This window comes from Microbacterium sp. NPDC057944, from assembly GCF_042887445.1.
GTDB classification, from domain to species: Bacteria; Actinomycetota; Actinomycetes; order Actinomycetales; family Microbacteriaceae; genus Microbacterium; species Microbacterium natoriense.
On the sequence record NZ_JBHVPJ010000002.1, the window covers coordinates 424 to 18,770 of the forward strand.

General features: G+C 68.5%; 16 protein-coding genes. All 16 read left to right on the forward strand.

Annotated features, from left to right (window positions below; all coding sequences use genetic code 11):
• Window positions 1-1,532, forward strand: a 1,532-nt coding sequence (locus tag ACFVRO_RS09400; protein WP_386951640.1) for a hypothetical protein, incomplete at its 5' end; no start/stop codon positions are given.
• Entirely contained in the window at window positions 1,532-2,569 is a 1,038-nt protein-coding gene (locus tag ACFVRO_RS09405) for an HAD-IIA family hydrolase (RefSeq protein WP_386951643.1), read from the forward strand. The genes ACFVRO_RS09400 and ACFVRO_RS09405, both read left to right, overlap by 1 nt.
• Before the next feature lie 44 nt (window positions 2,570-2,613).
• A complete protein-coding gene (locus ACFVRO_RS09410; protein ID WP_181155975.1) occupies window positions 2,614-2,787 on the forward strand; it encodes a hypothetical protein in 174 nt (57 codons plus the stop codon).
• Window positions 2,784-3,581 carry a TlyA family RNA methyltransferase gene (locus tag ACFVRO_RS09415; RefSeq protein WP_386951646.1) on the forward strand — a complete coding sequence of 266 codons (798 nt, stop codon included), beginning with the start codon at window positions 2,784-2,786 and terminating at the stop codon, window positions 3,579-3,581. The genes ACFVRO_RS09410 and ACFVRO_RS09415 overlap by 4 nt, the downstream gene beginning before the upstream one ends.
• Window positions 3,578-4,498, forward strand: a complete 921-nt coding sequence (locus ACFVRO_RS09420) for an NAD kinase (protein ID WP_105676881.1) — start codon at window positions 3,578-3,580, stop codon at window positions 4,496-4,498. Before ACFVRO_RS09415 ends, ACFVRO_RS09420 begins: the two co-directional genes overlap by 4 nt.
• Entirely contained in the window at window positions 4,495-6,186 is a 1,692-nt protein-coding gene (gene recN / locus ACFVRO_RS09425) for a DNA repair protein RecN (RefSeq protein WP_386951649.1), read from the forward strand. The genes ACFVRO_RS09420 and recN overlap by 4 nt, the downstream gene beginning before the upstream one ends.
• 17 nt (window positions 6,187-6,203) lie before the next feature.
• The gene (locus ACFVRO_RS09430) at window positions 6,204-7,898 is read left to right on the forward strand and encodes a CTP synthase (protein WP_105676878.1); all 1,695 of its coding nucleotides are present in this window, start codon (window positions 6,204-6,206) and stop codon (window positions 7,896-7,898) included.
• On the forward strand, window positions 7,891-8,484 hold the full coding sequence (locus ACFVRO_RS09435) for an NUDIX domain-containing protein (RefSeq protein ID WP_386951652.1): 594 nt from the start codon (window positions 7,891-7,893) through the stop codon (window positions 8,482-8,484). The genes ACFVRO_RS09430 and ACFVRO_RS09435 overlap by 8 nt, the downstream gene beginning before the upstream one ends.
• Before the next feature lie 2 nt (window positions 8,485-8,486).
• Window positions 8,487-9,389, forward strand: coding sequence for a site-specific tyrosine recombinase XerD (xerD, locus tag ACFVRO_RS09440; protein WP_386951654.1), 903 nt, complete (start codon window positions 8,487-8,489; stop codon window positions 9,387-9,389).
• Window positions 9,390-9,503: 114 nt separating this feature from the next.
• Window positions 9,504-10,520, forward strand: a complete 1,017-nt coding sequence (locus ACFVRO_RS09445) for a hypothetical protein (RefSeq protein ID WP_386951657.1) — start codon at window positions 9,504-9,506, stop codon at window positions 10,518-10,520.
• Between the two features lie 3 nt (window positions 10,521-10,523).
• Window positions 10,524-12,134 carry a hypothetical protein gene (locus ACFVRO_RS09450; RefSeq protein ID WP_386951660.1) on the forward strand — a complete coding sequence of 537 codons (1,611 nt, stop codon included), beginning with the start codon at window positions 10,524-10,526 and terminating at the stop codon, window positions 12,132-12,134.
• A 35-nt stretch (window positions 12,135-12,169) separates the two neighbouring features.
• Window positions 12,170-12,892 carry an ABC transporter ATP-binding protein gene (locus ACFVRO_RS09455; RefSeq protein ID WP_386954437.1) on the forward strand — a complete coding sequence of 241 codons (723 nt, stop codon included), beginning with the start codon at window positions 12,170-12,172 and terminating at the stop codon, window positions 12,890-12,892.
• Window positions 12,892-14,211 carry an ABC transporter permease gene (locus ACFVRO_RS09460; protein WP_386951662.1) on the forward strand — a complete coding sequence of 440 codons (1,320 nt, stop codon included), beginning with the start codon at window positions 12,892-12,894 and terminating at the stop codon, window positions 14,209-14,211. Before ACFVRO_RS09455 ends, ACFVRO_RS09460 begins: the two co-directional genes overlap by 1 nt.
• 238 nt (window positions 14,212-14,449) lie before the next feature.
• Entirely contained in the window at window positions 14,450-15,994 is a 1,545-nt protein-coding gene (locus ACFVRO_RS09465; RefSeq protein WP_386951665.1) for an amino acid permease, read from the forward strand.
• A gap of 9 nt (window positions 15,995-16,003) precedes the next feature.
• Complete coding sequence (locus ACFVRO_RS09470) at window positions 16,004-16,726, forward strand: FadR/GntR family transcriptional regulator (protein WP_386951668.1); 723 nt, start codon at window positions 16,004-16,006, stop codon at window positions 16,724-16,726.
• Window positions 16,727-16,752: 26 nt separating this feature from the next.
• Window positions 16,753-18,135, forward strand: a complete 1,383-nt coding sequence (locus ACFVRO_RS09475; RefSeq protein WP_386951671.1) for a glutamine synthetase family protein — start codon at window positions 16,753-16,755, stop codon at window positions 18,133-18,135.
• The last annotated feature ends 212 nt before the right edge of the window (window positions 18,136-18,347 follow it).

An 18,347-nucleotide genomic window follows, 5' to 3' on the forward strand; every position in this document is an offset into this window, starting at 1 on the left:
GTGAGGGTGGGTACAGCCGTGATGGTGGTGCCCCGCGTCGCGAGGGTGGTTACAACCGCGACGGTGCAGCGCCCCGTCGCGAGGGTGGTTACAACCGTGATGGTGGTGCCCCGCGTCGTGAGGGTGGTTACAACCGCGACGGTGCAGCGCCCCGTCGCGAGGGTGGTTACAACCGTGATGGTGGTGCCCCGCGCCGCGAAGGTGGCTACAACCGTGACGGTGGTGCCCCGCGTCGCGAGGGCGGGTACAACCGCGACGGTGCAGCGCCCCGTCGCGATGGCGGGTACAACCGTGATGGTGGTGCCCCGCGTCGCGAGGGTGGTTACAACCGCGACGGTGCAGCGCCCCGCCGTGAGGGTGGTTACAACCGCGACGGTGCAGCGCCCCGCCGCGAAGGCGGCTACAACCGCGACGGTGGCGCCCCGCGTCGTGAGGGTGGCTACGGCCGCGACAACGATCGTGAACGAAGCAATCGCTCGTTCCCGCAGCGCGGGGGAGCAGGACGGGACAGGGCGCCGCAGGCCAGCGGTGACCGTCCGCGGCACAACGATCCGGAGGTCCCCGAGGACGTCACCGCTCGCGATCTGCACCCGTCCGCCCGTAACGAGCTCAAGACACTGAGCAAGGAGAACGCCGAGCGGGTCGCGCGGCATCTCGCGATGGCGTCGCGTCTCATCGATGAAGACCCCCAGCTCGCGCACGAGCACGCTCTCGCCGCATCGCGGAGCGCAGGGCGCATCGCGATCGTCCGCGAGACTCTCGGCATCACCGCGTACGCGACCGAGGACTTCGCGCTCGCGCTGCGTGAGCTCCGCACCTACCGTCGTATCTCCGGCAATGACGACCAGATCGCGCTCATGGTCGACAGCGAGCGCGGCATCGGGCGGCCCGACCGCGCTCTCGAGACCGGTCGAGCCGTCGACCGCACGACGCTTGAAACCCCGGTGCGGGTCGCCCTCGCAATCGCGATGTCCGGCGCCCGCCTCGACCAGGGAGACCTCGAACTCGCCCTCGGCGAGTTGGAGATCCCCGAACTCGACCCTGATCGTGCCTTCGACTGGAGCCCCGCCCTCTTCGCAGCCCGCGCGGCCGTGCTCGAGGACCTCGGTCGCACCGAGGAAGCCGAGTTCTGGATGAAGCGAGCCGAAGTCGCCGCAGAGGCGCTGGGCATCGATGAGGCCGGCGACGAGGAGATCTTCGTCGAGGATCACTTGATCGAGGACGAAGACGAAGACGACACTGCAGAAACTGACGCAGCTGACGCAGCTGACGCAGCTGACGCAGCTGACGCAGCTGACGCAGCTGACGCAGCTGACGCATCCGAAGCAGCCGATGTCGATGTCGATGCCGACACCGCGAGCACTGACGCCGTTGTAGACGACGCAGCCGACTCTGACGCACCTCGCGATGGCGCGGTCGCGGCCGAGCCGTCCGTCGAGGATGAGGTCCGCGAGCTCCTCGGCGAAGACGACGACGCGCAGACGGCAGAAGACCAGGAGGACGACTCCGCAGGCGACGGCCAGAGCGCCTGATGGGGTTGTTCTCGAAGAAGCAGTCGCTTCGCACGCCGTTGGACGGCGTCGACACCGTGCTCGCCGATCTCGACGGCGTGGTCTACGCCGGTCCGGGCGCCCTGCCGTACGCGGTGGAGAGCCTGAACAGGGCGGCGGAGCATGCGCGTCTCGGCTACATCACGAACAACGCGTCCCGAACGGATGCCGCGGTCGCCGAGCACCTCACCGGGCTGGGTCTCACGGTGGCTCCGTCCGATGTGGTCACGAGTCCGCAGGCCGCGATGCGCCTGCTCACGACCATGGTCCCTGCTCCGGCGACGATCATGGTCGTCGGCGGCGACGGCCTCGTCGACGAGGTGCAGAAGGCGGGCTACGTCGTGACCCGCAGCGCGGAGGATGCTCCGGCCGCTGTGGTGCAGGGGTTCGCCCCTGAGGTCGCATGGACGGATCTCGCCGAGGCGGCCTTCGCGCTGAAACTCCCCGAAGACGAGGGCGGCATTCCGTGGATCGCCACGAACACCGACTGGACGATTCCGCGAGAACGCGGCGTCGCCCCGGGCAACGGCACGCTGGTCTCGGCTGTGCACACCGCCATCGGTCGGCTCGCGACCGTCGCGGGCAAGCCAGAGGTGCCCATCTTCGAGGAGGCGAAGGCGCGTTTCGACGCGCATCAGGCGCTCTTCATCGGCGACCGACTGGACACCGACATCCTCGGCGCCGTGCGTGCGGGAATCGACTCCGCTCTGGTGCTCACGGGGATCGATCGGCCCAAGCACGTTCTCGCCGCCCCCGAGGGGTCTCGTCCCACATACATCCTCAGCGATCTCCGCGAGCTTCACGAACCCTATCCGGAGAGTGTGCAACGCGATGGCGGGCACTGGGTCAACGGCGCCGGCGTGCGCGTGACCGGGGGAGACGTCGAGATCCTCGCCGAGGGCGACGCGCAGATCGACCTGCTCCGCGCCGGAGCATCCGCGATCTGGGCCTCCGGAACGCCGGTGTTCGTGCTGCGCGTCCCCGAACGTCTGTACGACGATCCTTTCCACCGACCCTGACGTGGCGCGGACGGCGTGTCCGACCTCCCGCGTACAGTAGAAGCGTGAGCGAAGAGACGACTGCGCCGACTGACGGCCTGTGGAGCCGCCTGCGTCTGATCGAAGGACAGCCGCTCGCCGATCGCGCAGAGGCGTACTCGGCACTGCACGAAGACCTGTCGCGTCGTCTGGAGAGCGGAGCCAAGCTCGACCAGCGCGAGACCACGGCGTCCCGATGACACGACTGGATGCCGCCCTCGCAGCGCGAGGTCTCGCCCGCTCGCGCTCGCACGCGGCCACTCTGATCGCAGAGGGCCTGGTCAGCGTCGACGGACGCCCGACCGTGAAGGCGTCGACGCCCGTAGCCGACTCGGCGGAGATCTCCGTCGCCGAGTCCGATCACTACGTCGGTCGGGCCGCGCACAAGCTCATCGCGGGACTCGACGGCTTCGGCATCGCCGTTGACGGACGACTCGCCCTCGACATGGGAGCCTCCACCGGCGGATTCACCCAGGTGCTGCGCGAGCGCGGAGCCCGGCGCGTTCTCGCGGTCGACGTCGGCCACGATCAGCTCGCGGCATCCATCGCCGCGGATACCGGTGTCGTGCTCGTCGAGGGCTACAACGTCCGGCACATGACTCCCGAGAACCTCGCCGCGGCGACGGGGGAGTCCGCGCGCCCCGATCTCGTCGTCGGCGACCTCTCCTTCATCTCGCTCGAACTCGTGCTCCCGGCGGTCGCCGGGGTCGCCGCCCCCGACTCCGACATCGTGCTTCTCGTGAAGCCGCAGTTCGAAGTCGGGCGCACCGCCGTGCGCGGAGGGCTCGTCACCGACCCGGCGACCAGGGCGGATGCCGTGGCCCGAACGGTGTGGAGCGCCTGGGACGCCGGACTCGGGATGCTCGGCATCCTTCCGTCGCCCCTGCTGGGCACCCATGGCAACACCGAGTATCTGGTCCACCTCGCGCCCGGTCGGGGCAGCGATCCGTCAGAATGGTCAGACCGCATCAACGCACTGGCAGGGAGTCGATGAACGAGCGCAGCATCCTGGTCGTCGCCCATGCGGGCCGTGAGGACACGGTCCATGCCGCGCGGCGTGTCGTCGAGGCGCTGCGAGAAGCGGGCGCTCGCCCCGTGCTCGCGGCCGACGACAGCGCGGATCTCTCCGCCGTTGATCCGATGTTCGCCGATGTCGACGTTCTCGGGAAGACGGTCGACCAGGCCGAGCTCGAGCTCGCCATCGTCCTCGGCGGCGACGGCACGATCCTGCGCGCGGCAGAGCTCGTGCGCGGGTGTGCGGCCCCCGTTCTCGGCATCAACATGGGGCACGTCGGATTCCTCGCGGAGATCGACCGAGACGACATGGACGACGCGGTACGCCGTGTGATCGCGAGGGACTACGAGGTCGAGGAGCGTCTCGCGCTCTCCGTGCGCGTGAAGGACTCCGCGGGTGCGGTGATCTACGAGACCTGGGCGCTGAACGAGGCGACGGTCGAGAAGGCCAGCCGTGAGCGGATGATCGAGGTCGTGCTCGAGATCGACGGCCTTCCGCTGTCGAGCTTCGGCTGCGACGGCATGGTCGTGTCCACGCCGACCGGTTCCACCGCCTACAACTTCTCCGCCGGCGGGCCCGTGATCTGGCCCAGCGTCGAGGCCATCGCGGTGATCCCGCTGTCGGCGCATGCGCTGTTCGCGAAGCCGCTCGTGGTCAGCCCTGATGCGGCCGTCGCGATCGAGATGCTCGAGGGCACCTCCGGCTCGGGCATCCTGTGGTGCGACGGACGCCGCTCGCACGAACTGCCGCCGGGCGCGCGCGTCGTCGTCCGCCGGTCGTCCCGCCCCGTGCGGCTCGCGCGCCTGCATCCGACGGCGTTCACGAACCGTCTCGTGCGCAAGTTCCAGCTGCCCGTCGCCGGGTGGCGCGGCCAGGATGCGCAGGTGCAGTCGTGATCGAGGAGATGCGGATGCAGGGCCTCGGAGTCATCGCAGACGCGGTGCTGCCCCTCGGCCCTGGTTTCACGGCGATCACCGGCGAGACCGGCGCGGGAAAGACCATGGTCGTTACGGGGCTCGGACTCCTCCTGGGGCAGCGCGCCGATTCGGGCGCCGTCCGTGCCGGCGCCGCTCAGGCCTCCGTCGCCGGGGTGTGGATCGTCCCAGAGACCGGTGACGTGGCCGACATCGTGGCGGATGCCGGAGGCGATCTCGAACCTGTCGGCGCCGGGTCGGCCGAGCTCTACGTGTCGCGCAGCCTCAGCGCCGAGGGGCGCAGCAGAGCCAGCGTCGGGGGTCGTGCGGCACCGGCCGGCGTCCTCTCCGCTCTGGCGGAGGAACTCGTGGTCGTGCACGGTCAGTCCGAGCAGCTGCGTCTGAAGTCCGCGTCCGCGCAGCGCGACGCCCTGGACCGGTTCGGTGGGGCGCCCATCGCGGAGGCGCTGAGGGCGTACGAGAGCTCCTTCGCACGCTGGCGTGCTCTCGATGCGGAGATCACCGACATCACCGAGAATCGCGATCGGCGACTCGAGGAGGCCACGCGTCTGCGCGAAGCGCTGGCGCTGATCGAGGCGACCGCGCCCGAAGCGGGGGAGGACTCGGAGCTGACGGCCAGGGCCGAGCGCCTCGCGAACTCCGAGGAGCTGCGGCTTGCAGCATCCCTCGCCCACACGGCGCTGTCGAGCGAAGAGGGCGATCCCGACGTCTCCGGTCTCATCGGGGAGGCGCGCAGGGTGCTGGAGCGCGCCTCGGATGCGACGCTGACCGAGCTCGCGCAGTCTCTCGCCGATGTCGGCTATCGCGTGGCGGACATCGCAGGACAGCTCTCGGCCTACCTCGCCGACCTCGACGAATCAGGCCCGCATGAGCTGGCCGCGGTCGAGGAGCGCAGGGCGGCGCTCGGCGTGCTCGTCCGCGCCCACGGCTCTCTCGAAGACGCGCTGGAACTGTGGCAGACCGGTTCGGCCCGGCTCGCCGAGCTCGATGACGACGGAGACCGGATCGAGCGTCTGGAGAAGGAGCGCGACGCCGCGCGAGCCGAGCTCGACGGCCACGCGCGTTCCCTGACAGACGCCCGCGTCGCAGCCGCTTCGCGGCTGGGCGCCGCGGTGAGCGAGGAACTGCATGCTCTGGCCATGCCTGACGCGCGCCTCGAGGTCTCGGTGAGCGAGGGGGCGGAGACTGCGCACGGACGCGACGACGTCGCGATCCTGCTCGCCCCGCATCCCGGCGCGGAACCCCGCTCCGTGGCCAAGGGCGCATCGGGCGGCGAGCTGTCCAGGGTGATGCTCGCGATCGAGGTCGTGATCGCCGGAACCGACCCCGTGCCCACCTTCGTGTTCGACGAGGTCGACGCGGGCATCGGAGGCGCCGCCGCGATCGAGGTCGGTCGACGACTCGCCCGACTCGCCGAGAGATCTCAGGTGATCGCGGTGACGCACCTCGCCCAGGTCGCCGCCTTCGCCACGAACCATCTCTCAGTCGTCAAAGCCAATGACGGCGCGGTCACGGCGTCCAGCGTCCGACGCCTGGACGGCCCCGAGCGCGAGGCCGAGATGGCCAGACTGCTGTCCGGACTGACCGATTCGGATGCCGCCCTGACACACGCCCGAGAACTTCTCAGCCTCGGGGCCCCCACCGCCTGATAGGATCGAAGCCCGTGATGAACTCTTCTTCCGCGGGGCCCAAGAACGACACGACCAAGCACATCTTCGTGACTGGTGGTGTCGTTTCGTCTTTGGGCAAGGGGCTCACGGCGGCCAGCCTGGGCAACCTGCTCACCGCGCGCGGACTGCGCGTCGTGATGCAGAAGCTCGATCCCTATCTGAACGTCGATCCCGGAACGATGAACCCGTTCCAGCACGGTGAGGTGTTCGTCACCGACGACGGCGCGGAGACCGACCTCGACATCGGCCACTACGAGCGCTTCCTCGACATCAACCTGTCGCAGGCGGCCAACGTCACCACCGGCCAAATCTACTCGCAGGTCATCGCGCGCGAGCGCCGCGGGGAGTACCTCGGCGACACGGTGCAGGTCATCCCGCACATCACCGACGAGATCAAGCGCCGCATGCGTCTGCAGGCGACCGAGGAGCCCCGCCCCGACGTGATCATCACCGAGGTCGGCGGCACGGTCGGCGACATCGAGTCGCAGCCGTTCCTCGAGTCCGCGCGCCAGCTCCGTCACGAGCTCGGCCGCGACAGCGTGTTCTTCGTGCACGTGTCGCTGGTGCCGTTCATGGGCGCATCGGGCGAGCAGAAGACCAAGCCCACCCAGCACTCGGTGGCCGCTCTCCGGCAGGTCGGCATCCAGCCCGACGCGCTGGTGCTGCGCAGCGACCGCCCCGTGAGCGAGAGCAATCGCAACAAGATCGCCCTCATGTGCGACGTCGACGCCGAGGGCGTCATCAACACGGTCGATCTGCCGAGCATCTACGACATCCCGTCGACGCTGAACGAGCAGGGTCTCGACTCCTACATCGTGCGTCGTCTCGGTCTCGACCAGAAGGCGGCGGACGTCGACTGGTCCCGTTGGAACACGGTGCTGCACGCCGTGCACAACCCCAAGCACGAGGTCACGATCGGCCTGGTCGGCAAGTACATCGACCTCCCGGACGCATACCTCTCCGTGACCGAGGCCCTCAAGGCCGGCGGGTTCGCGCAGGAGACCAAGGTCAACATCCGCTGGATCCCCTCCGACCTGTGCGAGACCCCCGAGGGCGCCAAGGAGCAGCTCTCGCAGCTCGACGGCATCTGCGTGCCCGGCGGCTTCGGCATCCGCGGCATCGAGGGCAAGCTCGGCGCGCTCAAGTTCGCGCGCGAGCAGGGCATCCCGACTTTGGGTCTGTGCCTGGGTCTTCAGTGCATGGTGATCGAGTACGCCCGCGACGTCGCCGGCATCGCCGGTGCATCGTCCAGCGAGTTCGACCCCGAGACCACGGAGCCGGTGATCGCGACGATGGCCGAGCAGATCGAGATCCTCGACGGCGGAGACCTCGGCGGCACCATGCGTCTCGGCCTCTACCAGGCCGCCCTCGCCGAGGGATCGCTCGCCCGCGAGCTCTACGGCGCCCCTCTGGCCTCCGAGCGTCACCGTCACCGCTACGAGGTGAACAACGCGTACCGTGCGCGCCTCGCGGACGCGGGTCTGGTGTTCTCCGGACTGAACCCCGAGCTCGATCTGGTCGAGTACGTGGAGCTTCCGCGGGATGTGCACCCGTACTACATCGCCACCCAGGCGCACCCCGAGCTGCGCTCGCGTCCGACCGCCCCGCACCCGCTGTTCCGCGGTCTGGTGGGAGCGGCGATCGAGCGGCACCGCGCCAGCGAGCTGTTCGACGTCAGCGACGATGCCTGAGCGAACCGGGGGAGTCTCGCCCGAGAGTCTTCAGGACGAGCTGTTCGAGCCCGCGGTCATTGACAGCGAGCTCGTCTACCGCGGCGCGGTCTGGGACGTCCGTTCGGACCGGATCCGCTACGGCGACGGTGAGATCGTCCGCCAGTACATCGATCACACCGGCGCCGTGGCGATCGTCGCGGTCGACGAGGACGACCGCGTGCTGCTGATCCAGCAGTACCGGCATCCGATCCGCCGTCGCGATTGGGAGCTGCCCGCCGGCCTGCTGGATGTGGAGGGCGAGGAACCGGTGGTCGCCGCGCAGCGTGAGCTGGCGGAGGAGGCCGATCTCCGAGCCGCGCACTGGGAGCCGCTGCTCAGCGCCTACGCGACGCCAGGGGGCAGCAACGAGATCGTGCACTTCTTCCTGGCGACGGGTCTGTCGGAGCTTCCCGATGCGCACGCGCGCGAGGACGAGGAGGCGGACATCCGCGTCGAATGGATCCCTCTGGCGGATGCCGTCGGCGCCGTGCTCGACGGGCGCATGCACAACGCGCTGCTCGCGATCGGCGTGCTCGCGGCCGAACGGCACCGCGCGAGGGCGTAGTCGTGCAGCTCGACCGTGCCCTCGACGCCTACCTGCGTCATGTCACGATCGAGCGCGGGCTCAGCGCGCACACGATCTCCGCGTACCGCCGTGACCTCGGCGGCTACCTCGCGTGGCTCGAGGCAGGCGGAATCACCGACTCCGGTGAGATCACCCAGGCCGTGGTCGGGCGCTTCATCGCCGAGAGATCCTCGGCGGTCCCTGCTCCCGCGGCGACGAGCCTCGCGCGACTGCAGTCGTCTGTGCGCGGCTGGCATCGCTTCCTCGCTCGAGAGGGCATCGAGCAGGACGATCCGACCGGACGGCTGCGGCCGCCCAAGGCGCCGCGCCGACTGCCGAAGGCGCTCACGATCGACCAGGTCGAGCGGCTGCTGTCGGCTCCGTCCGGCGAGGATCCCCTCGGCATCCGGGACCGGGCGCTGCTCGAACTCCTCTACGCGACCGGCGCTCGGGTCTCCGAAGCCGTGGGACTCGACGTCGACGATCTGGCGCACGGCGATGTGCTGCGTCTGCGCGGCAAGGGCTCGAAGGAGCGCATCGTCCCGATCGGCTCGTATGCGCGTGCGGCCGTCGACTCGTATCTGACGAGGGTGCGGCCGGGCCTGGCGGCGAAGGGGAGGGCCTCGGCGAAGCTGTTTCTCGGCGCGCGGGGCGCGCCCCTGTCGAGGCAAAGCGCCTGGCTCGTGATCCGCGCGGCGGCAGAGCATGCCCAGATCACGGCGGAGATCTCGCCGCACACGCTGCGTCACTCCTTCGCGACGCATCTGCTGCAGGGGGGCGCGGATGTGCGCGTCGTGCAGGAGCTCCTCGGCCACGCGTCCGTGGCCACGACCCAGATCTACACGCACGTCTCCGTTGACGCTCTGCGGGACATCTACGCCACATCTCATCCTCGCGCTGTATAGCGCGGATCGAAATGTCCCCCATATGGGGGACGCGAGTTTTCGCGACGCTCAATTATGCTTTCTCGGTATGCAACTCTCCGGTCGTCGAACCGGGGCCGATGAAGGAGTAACGACATGCGATCCACCGGTCCTCTTGCGGTCCTCGCCGCAGCTGCGCTGGCGCTCACCCTTGCCGGATGCTCGACGGGCGGAGGGAACGGCGGCCTGACCTACGAGGACTCGCCGCTGAACAAGTACCTCAGCGCCGCCTACGGGGGAGACCTGTCGCCGGAGGAGCAGCAGAAGAAGCTCGACGAGCAGCAGCGCAAGCAGGAGGACCTGATGGCCGAGTGCATGGCCAAGGAGGGCTTCGAGTACAAACCGAACCTGCAGAACGGCGGCACCGTGGTCTCCTCCGGCGAAGACGTCGAGTGGGAGCCCGAGAAGAAGTCCTGGGTCGAGAAGTACGGCTACGGCATCGTGAACAACCCGTTCAGCGAGCAGGGTGAGAGCGACCCCGGCGAGGAGTACGTCGACCCGAACCAGAAGTATCTCGACTCGCTCTCCGAGTCCGAGCGCACCGCGTTCTACGAGACCGCCTACGGCGCTCCTCAGGAGATGGAGGACACGGAAGAGGGCGGAAGCTACGAGTACAACTGGGAGGACGGCGGCTGCCAGGGATGGGCTCAGCACGAACTCCAGGGCGAGGACCCTTGGCAGTCCGACCAGTTCGCCGACCTCCGCGACAAGATGACCGAGCTGTGGTCGACGACGCAGGAGTCGTCTGAGCTCAAGGCGCTGAACGCGAAGTGGGCCTCGTGCATGGCCGACGGCGGCGAGCCCGGGTTCAAGGCTCAGACCGACGCCCAGCAGTCGATCTCCGACGCGCAGAGCAAGATCTACGAGGCCGCGTACGGCGACGGCACGACGGAGATCGACCCGGAGAAGGCCGAAGACCCGAACAAGAGCCCGGAGATGAAGGAGCTCGGTGAGAAGGAGATCGCTCTCGCTCTGGTCGACCTGGGATGCCGCGAGAAGACCTCCTACGCCGACGAGTCGCTGAAGATCCAGTTCGCCCGCGAGGAGAAGTTCATCAAGGACAACAAGGCCGACCTCGAGGCGTTCAAGGCCGCTGCCGAGCAGAACAACTGACGCATGAAGGACGACGAGACCCCCACGACAGAGCTCCCATCCGACTTCTCCGAGATCATCGCGGGTGACGAGACCGCGGATGCCGAGTCCTCCGCCGAGGAGAAGGACGCGGTCGACATGTCGCGGGTGAGCGGCTGGCGCCGCATCCTGCGCGGCAACCGCACCCTGTGGATCGTCGCCCTGTGCGCGGTCGTCAGCCTCGTCGCGGGGCTCCTCGTCGGTCGCTTCCTGATCTCGCCGGCCGAGGCCGCGGAGGCGCCGGATGCCGGGCTGGTGACGGTGCCCGTCGAGTTCGGTCCGCTGAGCAACGACGTCACGCTGCGCGCCGACGTCGGCTATGCGGATGCCGTCGATGTGACCATCGACACCTCCGGCGGCGGCGGCAGCGTCGTGACGGGATCCGTCCCCGAGGTCGGCGCGACTCTCAACCCGCTGTCCATCGCGCTCGAGGTGGCCGGACGGCCCGTCATCGTGCTCCCCGGCGACCTCCCGGCCTACCGCACGCTGCGCCTAGGTGTCTCCGGGCCCGATGTGCTGCAGCTGAAGCAGGCGCTCGTGAGCGTCGGCATCGATGCGGGCGATGTGGGCTCGAATCTGTTCGATCAGGCGACGGCGAACGCCGTCGGTCAGCTCTACGCTCAGGCGGGCTATCCGACCCCTGCTCCCGAAGAGGGTGCGGGGGATGCCGTCCGCAGCGCGGAGCAGGGCGTCCGTGACGCGCAGAGCAGCGTCACGCAGGCGCAGCAGGCGCTGACCGCGGCGGGAGCGGGACCGACCAAGCTGGAGAGCTGGCAGGCCGACGTCAAGGTCGCGCAGGCCGAGCAGGCCCTTACAGACGCGAGGAACTGCACACCGCCCGCTGAGGACGGCAAATGCCCCAGCGTCCAGGAGGCGGAGTGGGCTCTGCAGACCACCAAGCTCGAACGCGACCAGCTGTGGTCGTCGAAGAACACCGGCCCGGAGAAGGCGGCGCTCGACTCCGCCCGCGCCGGCGTCGACTCGGCGAACAAGGCGCTGGAGAGCGCGCGCCAGGCCGTGCTGCCGTTCCTGCCGGCCGGCGAGGTGCTGTTCCTCACCGAGCTCCCGCGGCGAGTGGATGCCGTCAACGTCAAGCGCGGCACCACGATCCAGGGCGCCGTCATGACGGTGTCCGGAGCGAGCGTGCGTCTCACGGGAGCCGCGGCCGAGGCAGATGCACGACTGCTCAAGGTCGGCGCCGAGGCATCGTTCGAGCTGCCCGACGGCACTCCGCACCATGCGGTCGTCTCGGAGCTGAAGCCGGGCAAGGACAGCAAGGCGCGCTGGGAGGTGCTCTTCGAGCCCGACCCGCTGACGGCCGAGCAGCTGACGCAGCTCCAGGGCAACAACGTCCGTGTGCAGATCGCCGTCGGCGCGACCGAGGGCGATGTGCTGTCGGTGCCCCTCGCGGCGCTGACCGCCGGCCCCGGTGGCGAGTCGCGCGTCGAGGTCGTCGAGTCCGACCCCCGCAAGGGCAAGGACGCGAAGACCCGCACGGTCGTGGTCGAGACGGGTCTCGCGGCGAAGGGAGCCGTGGAGGTGACCCCGGTCGACGGCGACCTCGAGAAGGGCGACCTCGTGGTGGTGGGACGGTGACGGACGAGCAGACCGCGACCACCGACGCTCCCGAGATCGGCGACGCTCCTGAGACCGCCGACGCCCTCGAGGATGCCGGCGGGAACGACGAGCTCGTCGTCGAGCTGCGCGACGTCACCCGATCCTTCCCGGGGCCTCCGGAGGTGCAGGCTCTCAAGGGGGCGACCCTTCAGGTGCGACCGGGGGACTACATCTCGATCGTCGGTCCCAGCGGCTCGGGAAAGTCGACGATGCTCAACATCCTCGGCCTCCTCGACCGCCCGAGCGTGGGGGAGTACCTCCTCGCCGGCGTGCGCACGGGGGACCTCTCCGACGACGAGCGCGCCGCCGTGCGTGCGCAGTTCATCGGCTTCGTGTTCCAGTCGTTCCACCTGATGCCCCGGCGAACGGTGCTCGACAACGTGCTGATGCCGATGCTGTACAGCGGAGTGCCTCGCCGCGAGCGCGAGTCGCGGGCGCGCGAGGCTCTCGCCAGAGTCGGGCTGTCTCACCGCGTCGACTTCTTCCCGAACTCGCTCTCGGGCGGTGAGCGTCAGCGCGTCGCCGTGGCCAGGGCGGTCGTCAGCGGACCGAAGCTGCTCCTCGCCGACGAGCCGACCGGCAACCTCGATCAGCGCACGTCCGGCGAGGTCATGTCACTGTTCGAAGAACTCAACGAAGACGGACTCACTCTCATCGTGATCACGCACGACGACAACGTCGCTCGGCGGGCCCGCCGCAGCATCCGCATCGCCGACGGCCGATTGAGCGAGCTGTGATGCGCCTGCCCTGGCGTCGCAAGGCGACAGCAGAGAACGCGGACCAGCCCGAGCAGGGGAGTGCACGCGCCGTCCGCAGGAAGGTCGGCGAGAAGCACGCCGATCGGTTCACCTTCCAGGACCTGGTCGCCGAGGCGACGGCGGACATCGGATCCCGCCCCGCGCGTCTCGTCATGACCATCCTCGGCACGGTGCTGGGCATCGCCTCCCTCGTCGCGACGATCGGGTTCGCCCAGACGGCCGCCGCCCAGATCGCGAGCCAGTTCAACGGCGCAGCATCGACGCAGGTCGTCGTGACCGCCGCCGAGGCGCAGTCCGGTTCCAAGGGCAAGACCGTCGCCGCCGGCCGCCTCCCGTGGGATTCGCCGGAGCGGGTGCTGCTTCTCGCCGGTGTCGAGAGCGCGACACTCCTCGGCGAGGTCGAGCTCGCCGACGACGAGACGATCACCGCGGTGCCGGTGAACGACCCGTCAGCGGCTCCCGCCGCATCGCCGCAGTTGTTCTCGTCGTCTCCCGAGCTTCTCGACACCGCGGAGGGCGAGCTGATCACCGGCCGCTTCTTCGACGCGGGGCACGACAGCAGGGGCGATCGGGTCGCGGTGGTGGGAGACCGGCTCGCCAAGGACATGGGCATCAACCGTGTCGATTCGCAGCCGTCGATCTTCATCGGCGGGGTCGCTTACGCCGTGATCGGCATCGTCGACGGCTTCGAGCGCAAGAGCGAGCTGCGGGATGCGGTGATCATCCCGAACGGAGCCGCGCGCGCGGACTTCGGTCTCGCGGTGCCCACTGAGCTCGACATCCGCATCGTGGTCGGCGCAGGCCCTCAGGTGGCGGAGCAGTCCGTGCTGGCGCTGCAGCCCGATTCTCCGGACTCGCTGAAGGCGCAGGCGCCGTCGGGCGCATCCGACCTCAGCCAGAACGTGCAGGCGGACGTGAACGTGGTCTTCCTCATCCTCGGAGTGATCGCGCTGCTCGCCGGCGGTCTCGGCATCGCGAACGTGACGCTCCTCGGCGTGATGGAGCGCATCGGCGAGATCGGCCTCCGTCGTGCGCTGGGGGCCACCCGCCGCCAGATCGGCGCGCAGTTCATGGTCGAGTCGATCGTGATCGGCTTCATCGGCGGTCTGATCGGCTCTGCGCTCGGCGTGCTCGCCGTGATCGTGGTGGCTGTGGTCCAGGGGTGGACTCCCGTGACGGACCCGTGGGTCGCCATCGCCGGCGCCGTGCTCGGCGCGATCGTGGGCTGGGGCTCCGGATGGTATCCGGCACGTCGCGCCGCGAGGATCGAGCCCGTGGCGGCACTGCGCGGCGCCTGAGTCGTCTGCGTGTTCTCTGCCCGTCGCGGCAGTGCGCGGCGACCGAGTGGCTCATTCGATCGGACGCGCGCCGGTGCGCCGGCATCCGCTCTCCGGGTGCCGGCGCATCCGGTGCCCCGGCGTGTCTCGGCGAGCGCTTCTGGTTGAAGGTATGAAGTCAGACCATTGACAGCTGACGTTCGGGGAGGCCAGAATCGCTGCAACTGCTCCCTCTACTCGAAAGCCAGGTAGCACCCCTATGAGTGACACGACAAAGGCGCCGGACTCACAGCCCATCGACCATGATGCGGCCGCACTCGCAGAGCTCGGCTACAAGCAGGAACTGCACCGCGGCATGTCCGGCTTCTCCAACTTCGCGGTCTCGTTCTCGATCATCTCGATCCTCGCCGGCTGCATCACCTCCTTCAACATCGCGCTGAAGTCCGGCGGTCCGATGGCGATCAACATCGGCTGGCCCCTCGTGGGTGTCTTCGTCCTCTGCGTCGCCCTCGCGATGGCCGAGGTCTGCTCCCGGTACCCCACCGCAGGCGGTCTCTACTTCTGGGCGGGTCGGCTCGCGAAGAAGAACAAGCGTCAGTGGGCGTGGTTCGTCGGCTGGTTCAACTTCCTCGGCGAGGTCGCCGTCACCGCCGCCATCGACTACGGCGCCGCGGCGACGATGATGGCCTTCGCCAACCTGATGTGGGGCGTCGAGGTCAACCCGCTCAACACCTTCGGCCTCTTCATCGTGATCATCGTGATCCACGGTCTGCTCAACACCTTCGGCGTCAACCTCGTCAGCATGCTGTCGAACGTCTCGGCGTGGTGGCACATCGTCGGCGTCCTCATCATCGTCGCGGTGCTGTGGATCATGCCCGCCCACCACCAGGATGTGGCGTGGTCGTTCACGACCTTCCACAACGAGACCGGCTGGACCTTCGGACCGTACGTGTTCCTCATGGGTCTGCTCATGGCGCAGTACACGTACACCGGCTACGACGCCTCGGCGCACGTCGCCGAGGAGACGAAGAACGCCGCGGTCGCCGCCCCCAAGGGCATCGTCATGAGCGTGCTGATCTCGATCATCGGCGGCTGGATCCTGCTCTTCACGATCGTCTCCGCGATCCAGGACGGCAGCGAGGAAGGCCTGTCCACGATCGTCAACACGACCACGGGCTCCGGACCTGCGCAGATCTTCCTCGACGCGCTGAACAACCCCGATGTGGCGAAGTTCCTGCTGTTCATCGTCTGCGGCGCCCAGTTCTTCTGCGGCATGGCGTCGGTCACGGCGAACTCGCGCATGAGCTACGCGTTCTCGCGGGACAACGCCATCCCCGGCTCCCGCCTCTGGGCCCAGGTGAACAAGCGCACCGGCACGCCGACCAACTCGATCTGGCTCTGCGTCGTGCTCTCGATCATCGTCACGCTGCCCGCGCTGTTCAACATCACGGCATACCTCGCGGTGACCTCGATCGCCGTCATCGGCTTGTACATCGCGTATGTCACGCCGGTGCTGCTGCGGCGCCTGAACAGGGAGTTCACGCCGGGGCCGTGGAGCCTCGGCCGCTGGAGCGCCGTTGTCGGGTGGGTCGCGGTGGTCTGGGTGATCTTCATCGTCATCCTGTTCGTGCTTCCGCCGGTGACGCCGATCACGGTCGACACGTTCAACTACGCGCCTCTCGCGGTCGTCGTGGTCGGCGTGCTCGCGGTCGTGCTCTGGTTCGCCTACGGCAAGCGCGATTTCATGAACCACGCCGAAGCCGCGCACCTCACCAAGGCCGCCGACGAACTGCTGGAGGAGTGAGGTCGCACGATGACCGATCTGATGGATTCCCCTCTGGTGGATGCTGCGCTCCACCCGGTCCGCGGGCACATGGCCTTCGAGTCCTGCGTCGAGCAGCTCGGCTCCGCCATCCAGCTCGGGATCTTCCGGGTGGGGACGAAGCTACCGGGGGAGCGTGAGCTCGCAGAGAAGCTCAACGTCTCCCGGGCCACGCTCCGGGAGGCCATCAGCGCCCTTCGCGCCGCCGGGTTCGTGTCCACGACCCGGGGGCGCGGAGGGGGCACGGTCGTCGAACCGCTCGCCGAGGTGTGGCCGGCGGGTCAGACCCCGCCGCGCCGCGCAGAGATCGACGACGTGATCGTGTTCCGAGCCGTCATCGAACCCGGAGCCGCCTTCCAGGCCGCCCAGCTGGACCTCACCGAGGAACAGCGGGCTCTACTGGAGACGAGTCTCGCTGACCTGGCCGAGGCGCAGACCCCGGCCGACTACCGACAGGCCGATGCCCGGTTCCACCTGGCGATCAGCACCGTCTGCGGCTCCGACGAGCTCGCCCGTGCCTGCAGCGGCGTGCAGGTGCGGATCCATCAACTCCTCGCCGAGATCCCCTTCCTGAAGACGAACATCGACCACGCGGAGGACGAGCACCGTGCCATCGTCGCCGCGATCCTGGACGGCGACGCCGTTCGGGCCCGCGACGTGATGACCGCGCACTGCGAGGCCACCGCCGCCCTTCTCAAGGGCCTCCTGAAGTAGGCAATCCTGGAAATGAGTGCGCACAGATGAACATCACCCCCGCCCCGGCCCGCAACGACCGCATGCTCACCGTCGAGCAGCTGAGATCGGCGATCCTCGCCGACGAGATCGACACGGTCGTGCTGGCCTTCACCGACATGCAGGGGCGACTGCAGGGCAAGCTCCTGCACGGACGCTTCTTCCTCGACACCGTGCTGGAGCACGGCACCGAGGGATGCAACTATCTGCTCGCCGTCGACGTCGACATGAACACGGTCGACGGCTACGAGAACGCCTCGTGGGAGTCGGGCTACGGCGACATGGAGTTCATCCCCGACTACTCCACGATCAGGCGGATGCCGCATCGCCCCGGCAGCGTAATGATCCAGTGCGACCTCGCCACGACGTCCGGGCATCCGGTGCGGGTGTCGCCGCGGGAGATCCTGCGGCAGCAGGTGGAGCGCGCGGCCGCGCACGGCTGGACGGCGCTCGCGGGCACCGAGCTGGAGTTCGTGATCTTCAACACGCCGTACGAGAAGGCGTGGGACGACGACTACCGCGGACTCATCCCCGCGAACCGCTACAACATCGACTACTCGATCATCGGGTCGAGCGTGGTCGAGCCGCTGCTTCGTGAGATCCGCAACACCATGTACGCGTCGGGGTTGAACGTCGAGTCGGCGAAGGGCGAGTGCAACTTCGGTCAGCACGAGATCGCGTTCAAGTACGACGAGGTCATCACGACGGCCGACAACCACGCCGTCTACAAGACCGCGGCGAAGGACATCGCCCGCCAGCACGATCAGTCGATCACGTTCATGGCCAAGCCGAACCAGCGCGAGGGCAACTCGTGCCACGTGCACATGTCCCTGCGCGGACTCGACGGCTCTCTGGTCTTCTGGGACGCGGAGACCGGGTCCCGCACCCCGCTGTACGACCACTTCATCGCGGGCGTCCTGGCGACCATGCGCGACTTCACGCTGTTCTACGCACCCAACATCAACTCCTACAAGCGCTTCGTCAAGGGGTCTTTCGCCCCGACATCCGTCGCATGGGGCATCGACAACCGCACGACCTCCGTGCGGCTGGTCGGACGCGGAGCCGGTGCGCGCATGGAGAACCGCCTGCCCGGCGGCGACATGAACCCGTACCTCGGACTCGCCGCCATGCTCGCGGGTGGCCTGTACGGCATCGAGCACGAACTCGCGCTGGAGCCGGAGACCGCGGGCAACGCCTACGAGTCGGGAGCCCCGATCGTGCCGACGACCATGCACGAGGCCAGAGACGCGCTCGCGCAGTCGGAGATCGCCCGCGAGGTGTTCGGCGAGGACGTGGTCAAGCACTACGTCCACTACGCGGACGTCGAGATCGAGGCGTTCGACGCAGCCGTCACCGACTGGGAACTCAAGCGCGGATTCGAGAGGCTGTGAGCATGATTGCGAGCGCGGTGACTCTGTACCTTCCGGTGGCTGGTCCCTTTACGTGCGGATTCGAGAGGCTGTGAGTATGACGGTGACTCTGTACCTTCCGGTTGGCGATGCCCTCACGCGCGGATTCGAGAGGCTGTGAGCATGATTGCGAGCGCGGTGACTCTGTACCTTCCGGTGGCTGGTCCCTTTACGTGCGGATTCGAGAGGCTGTG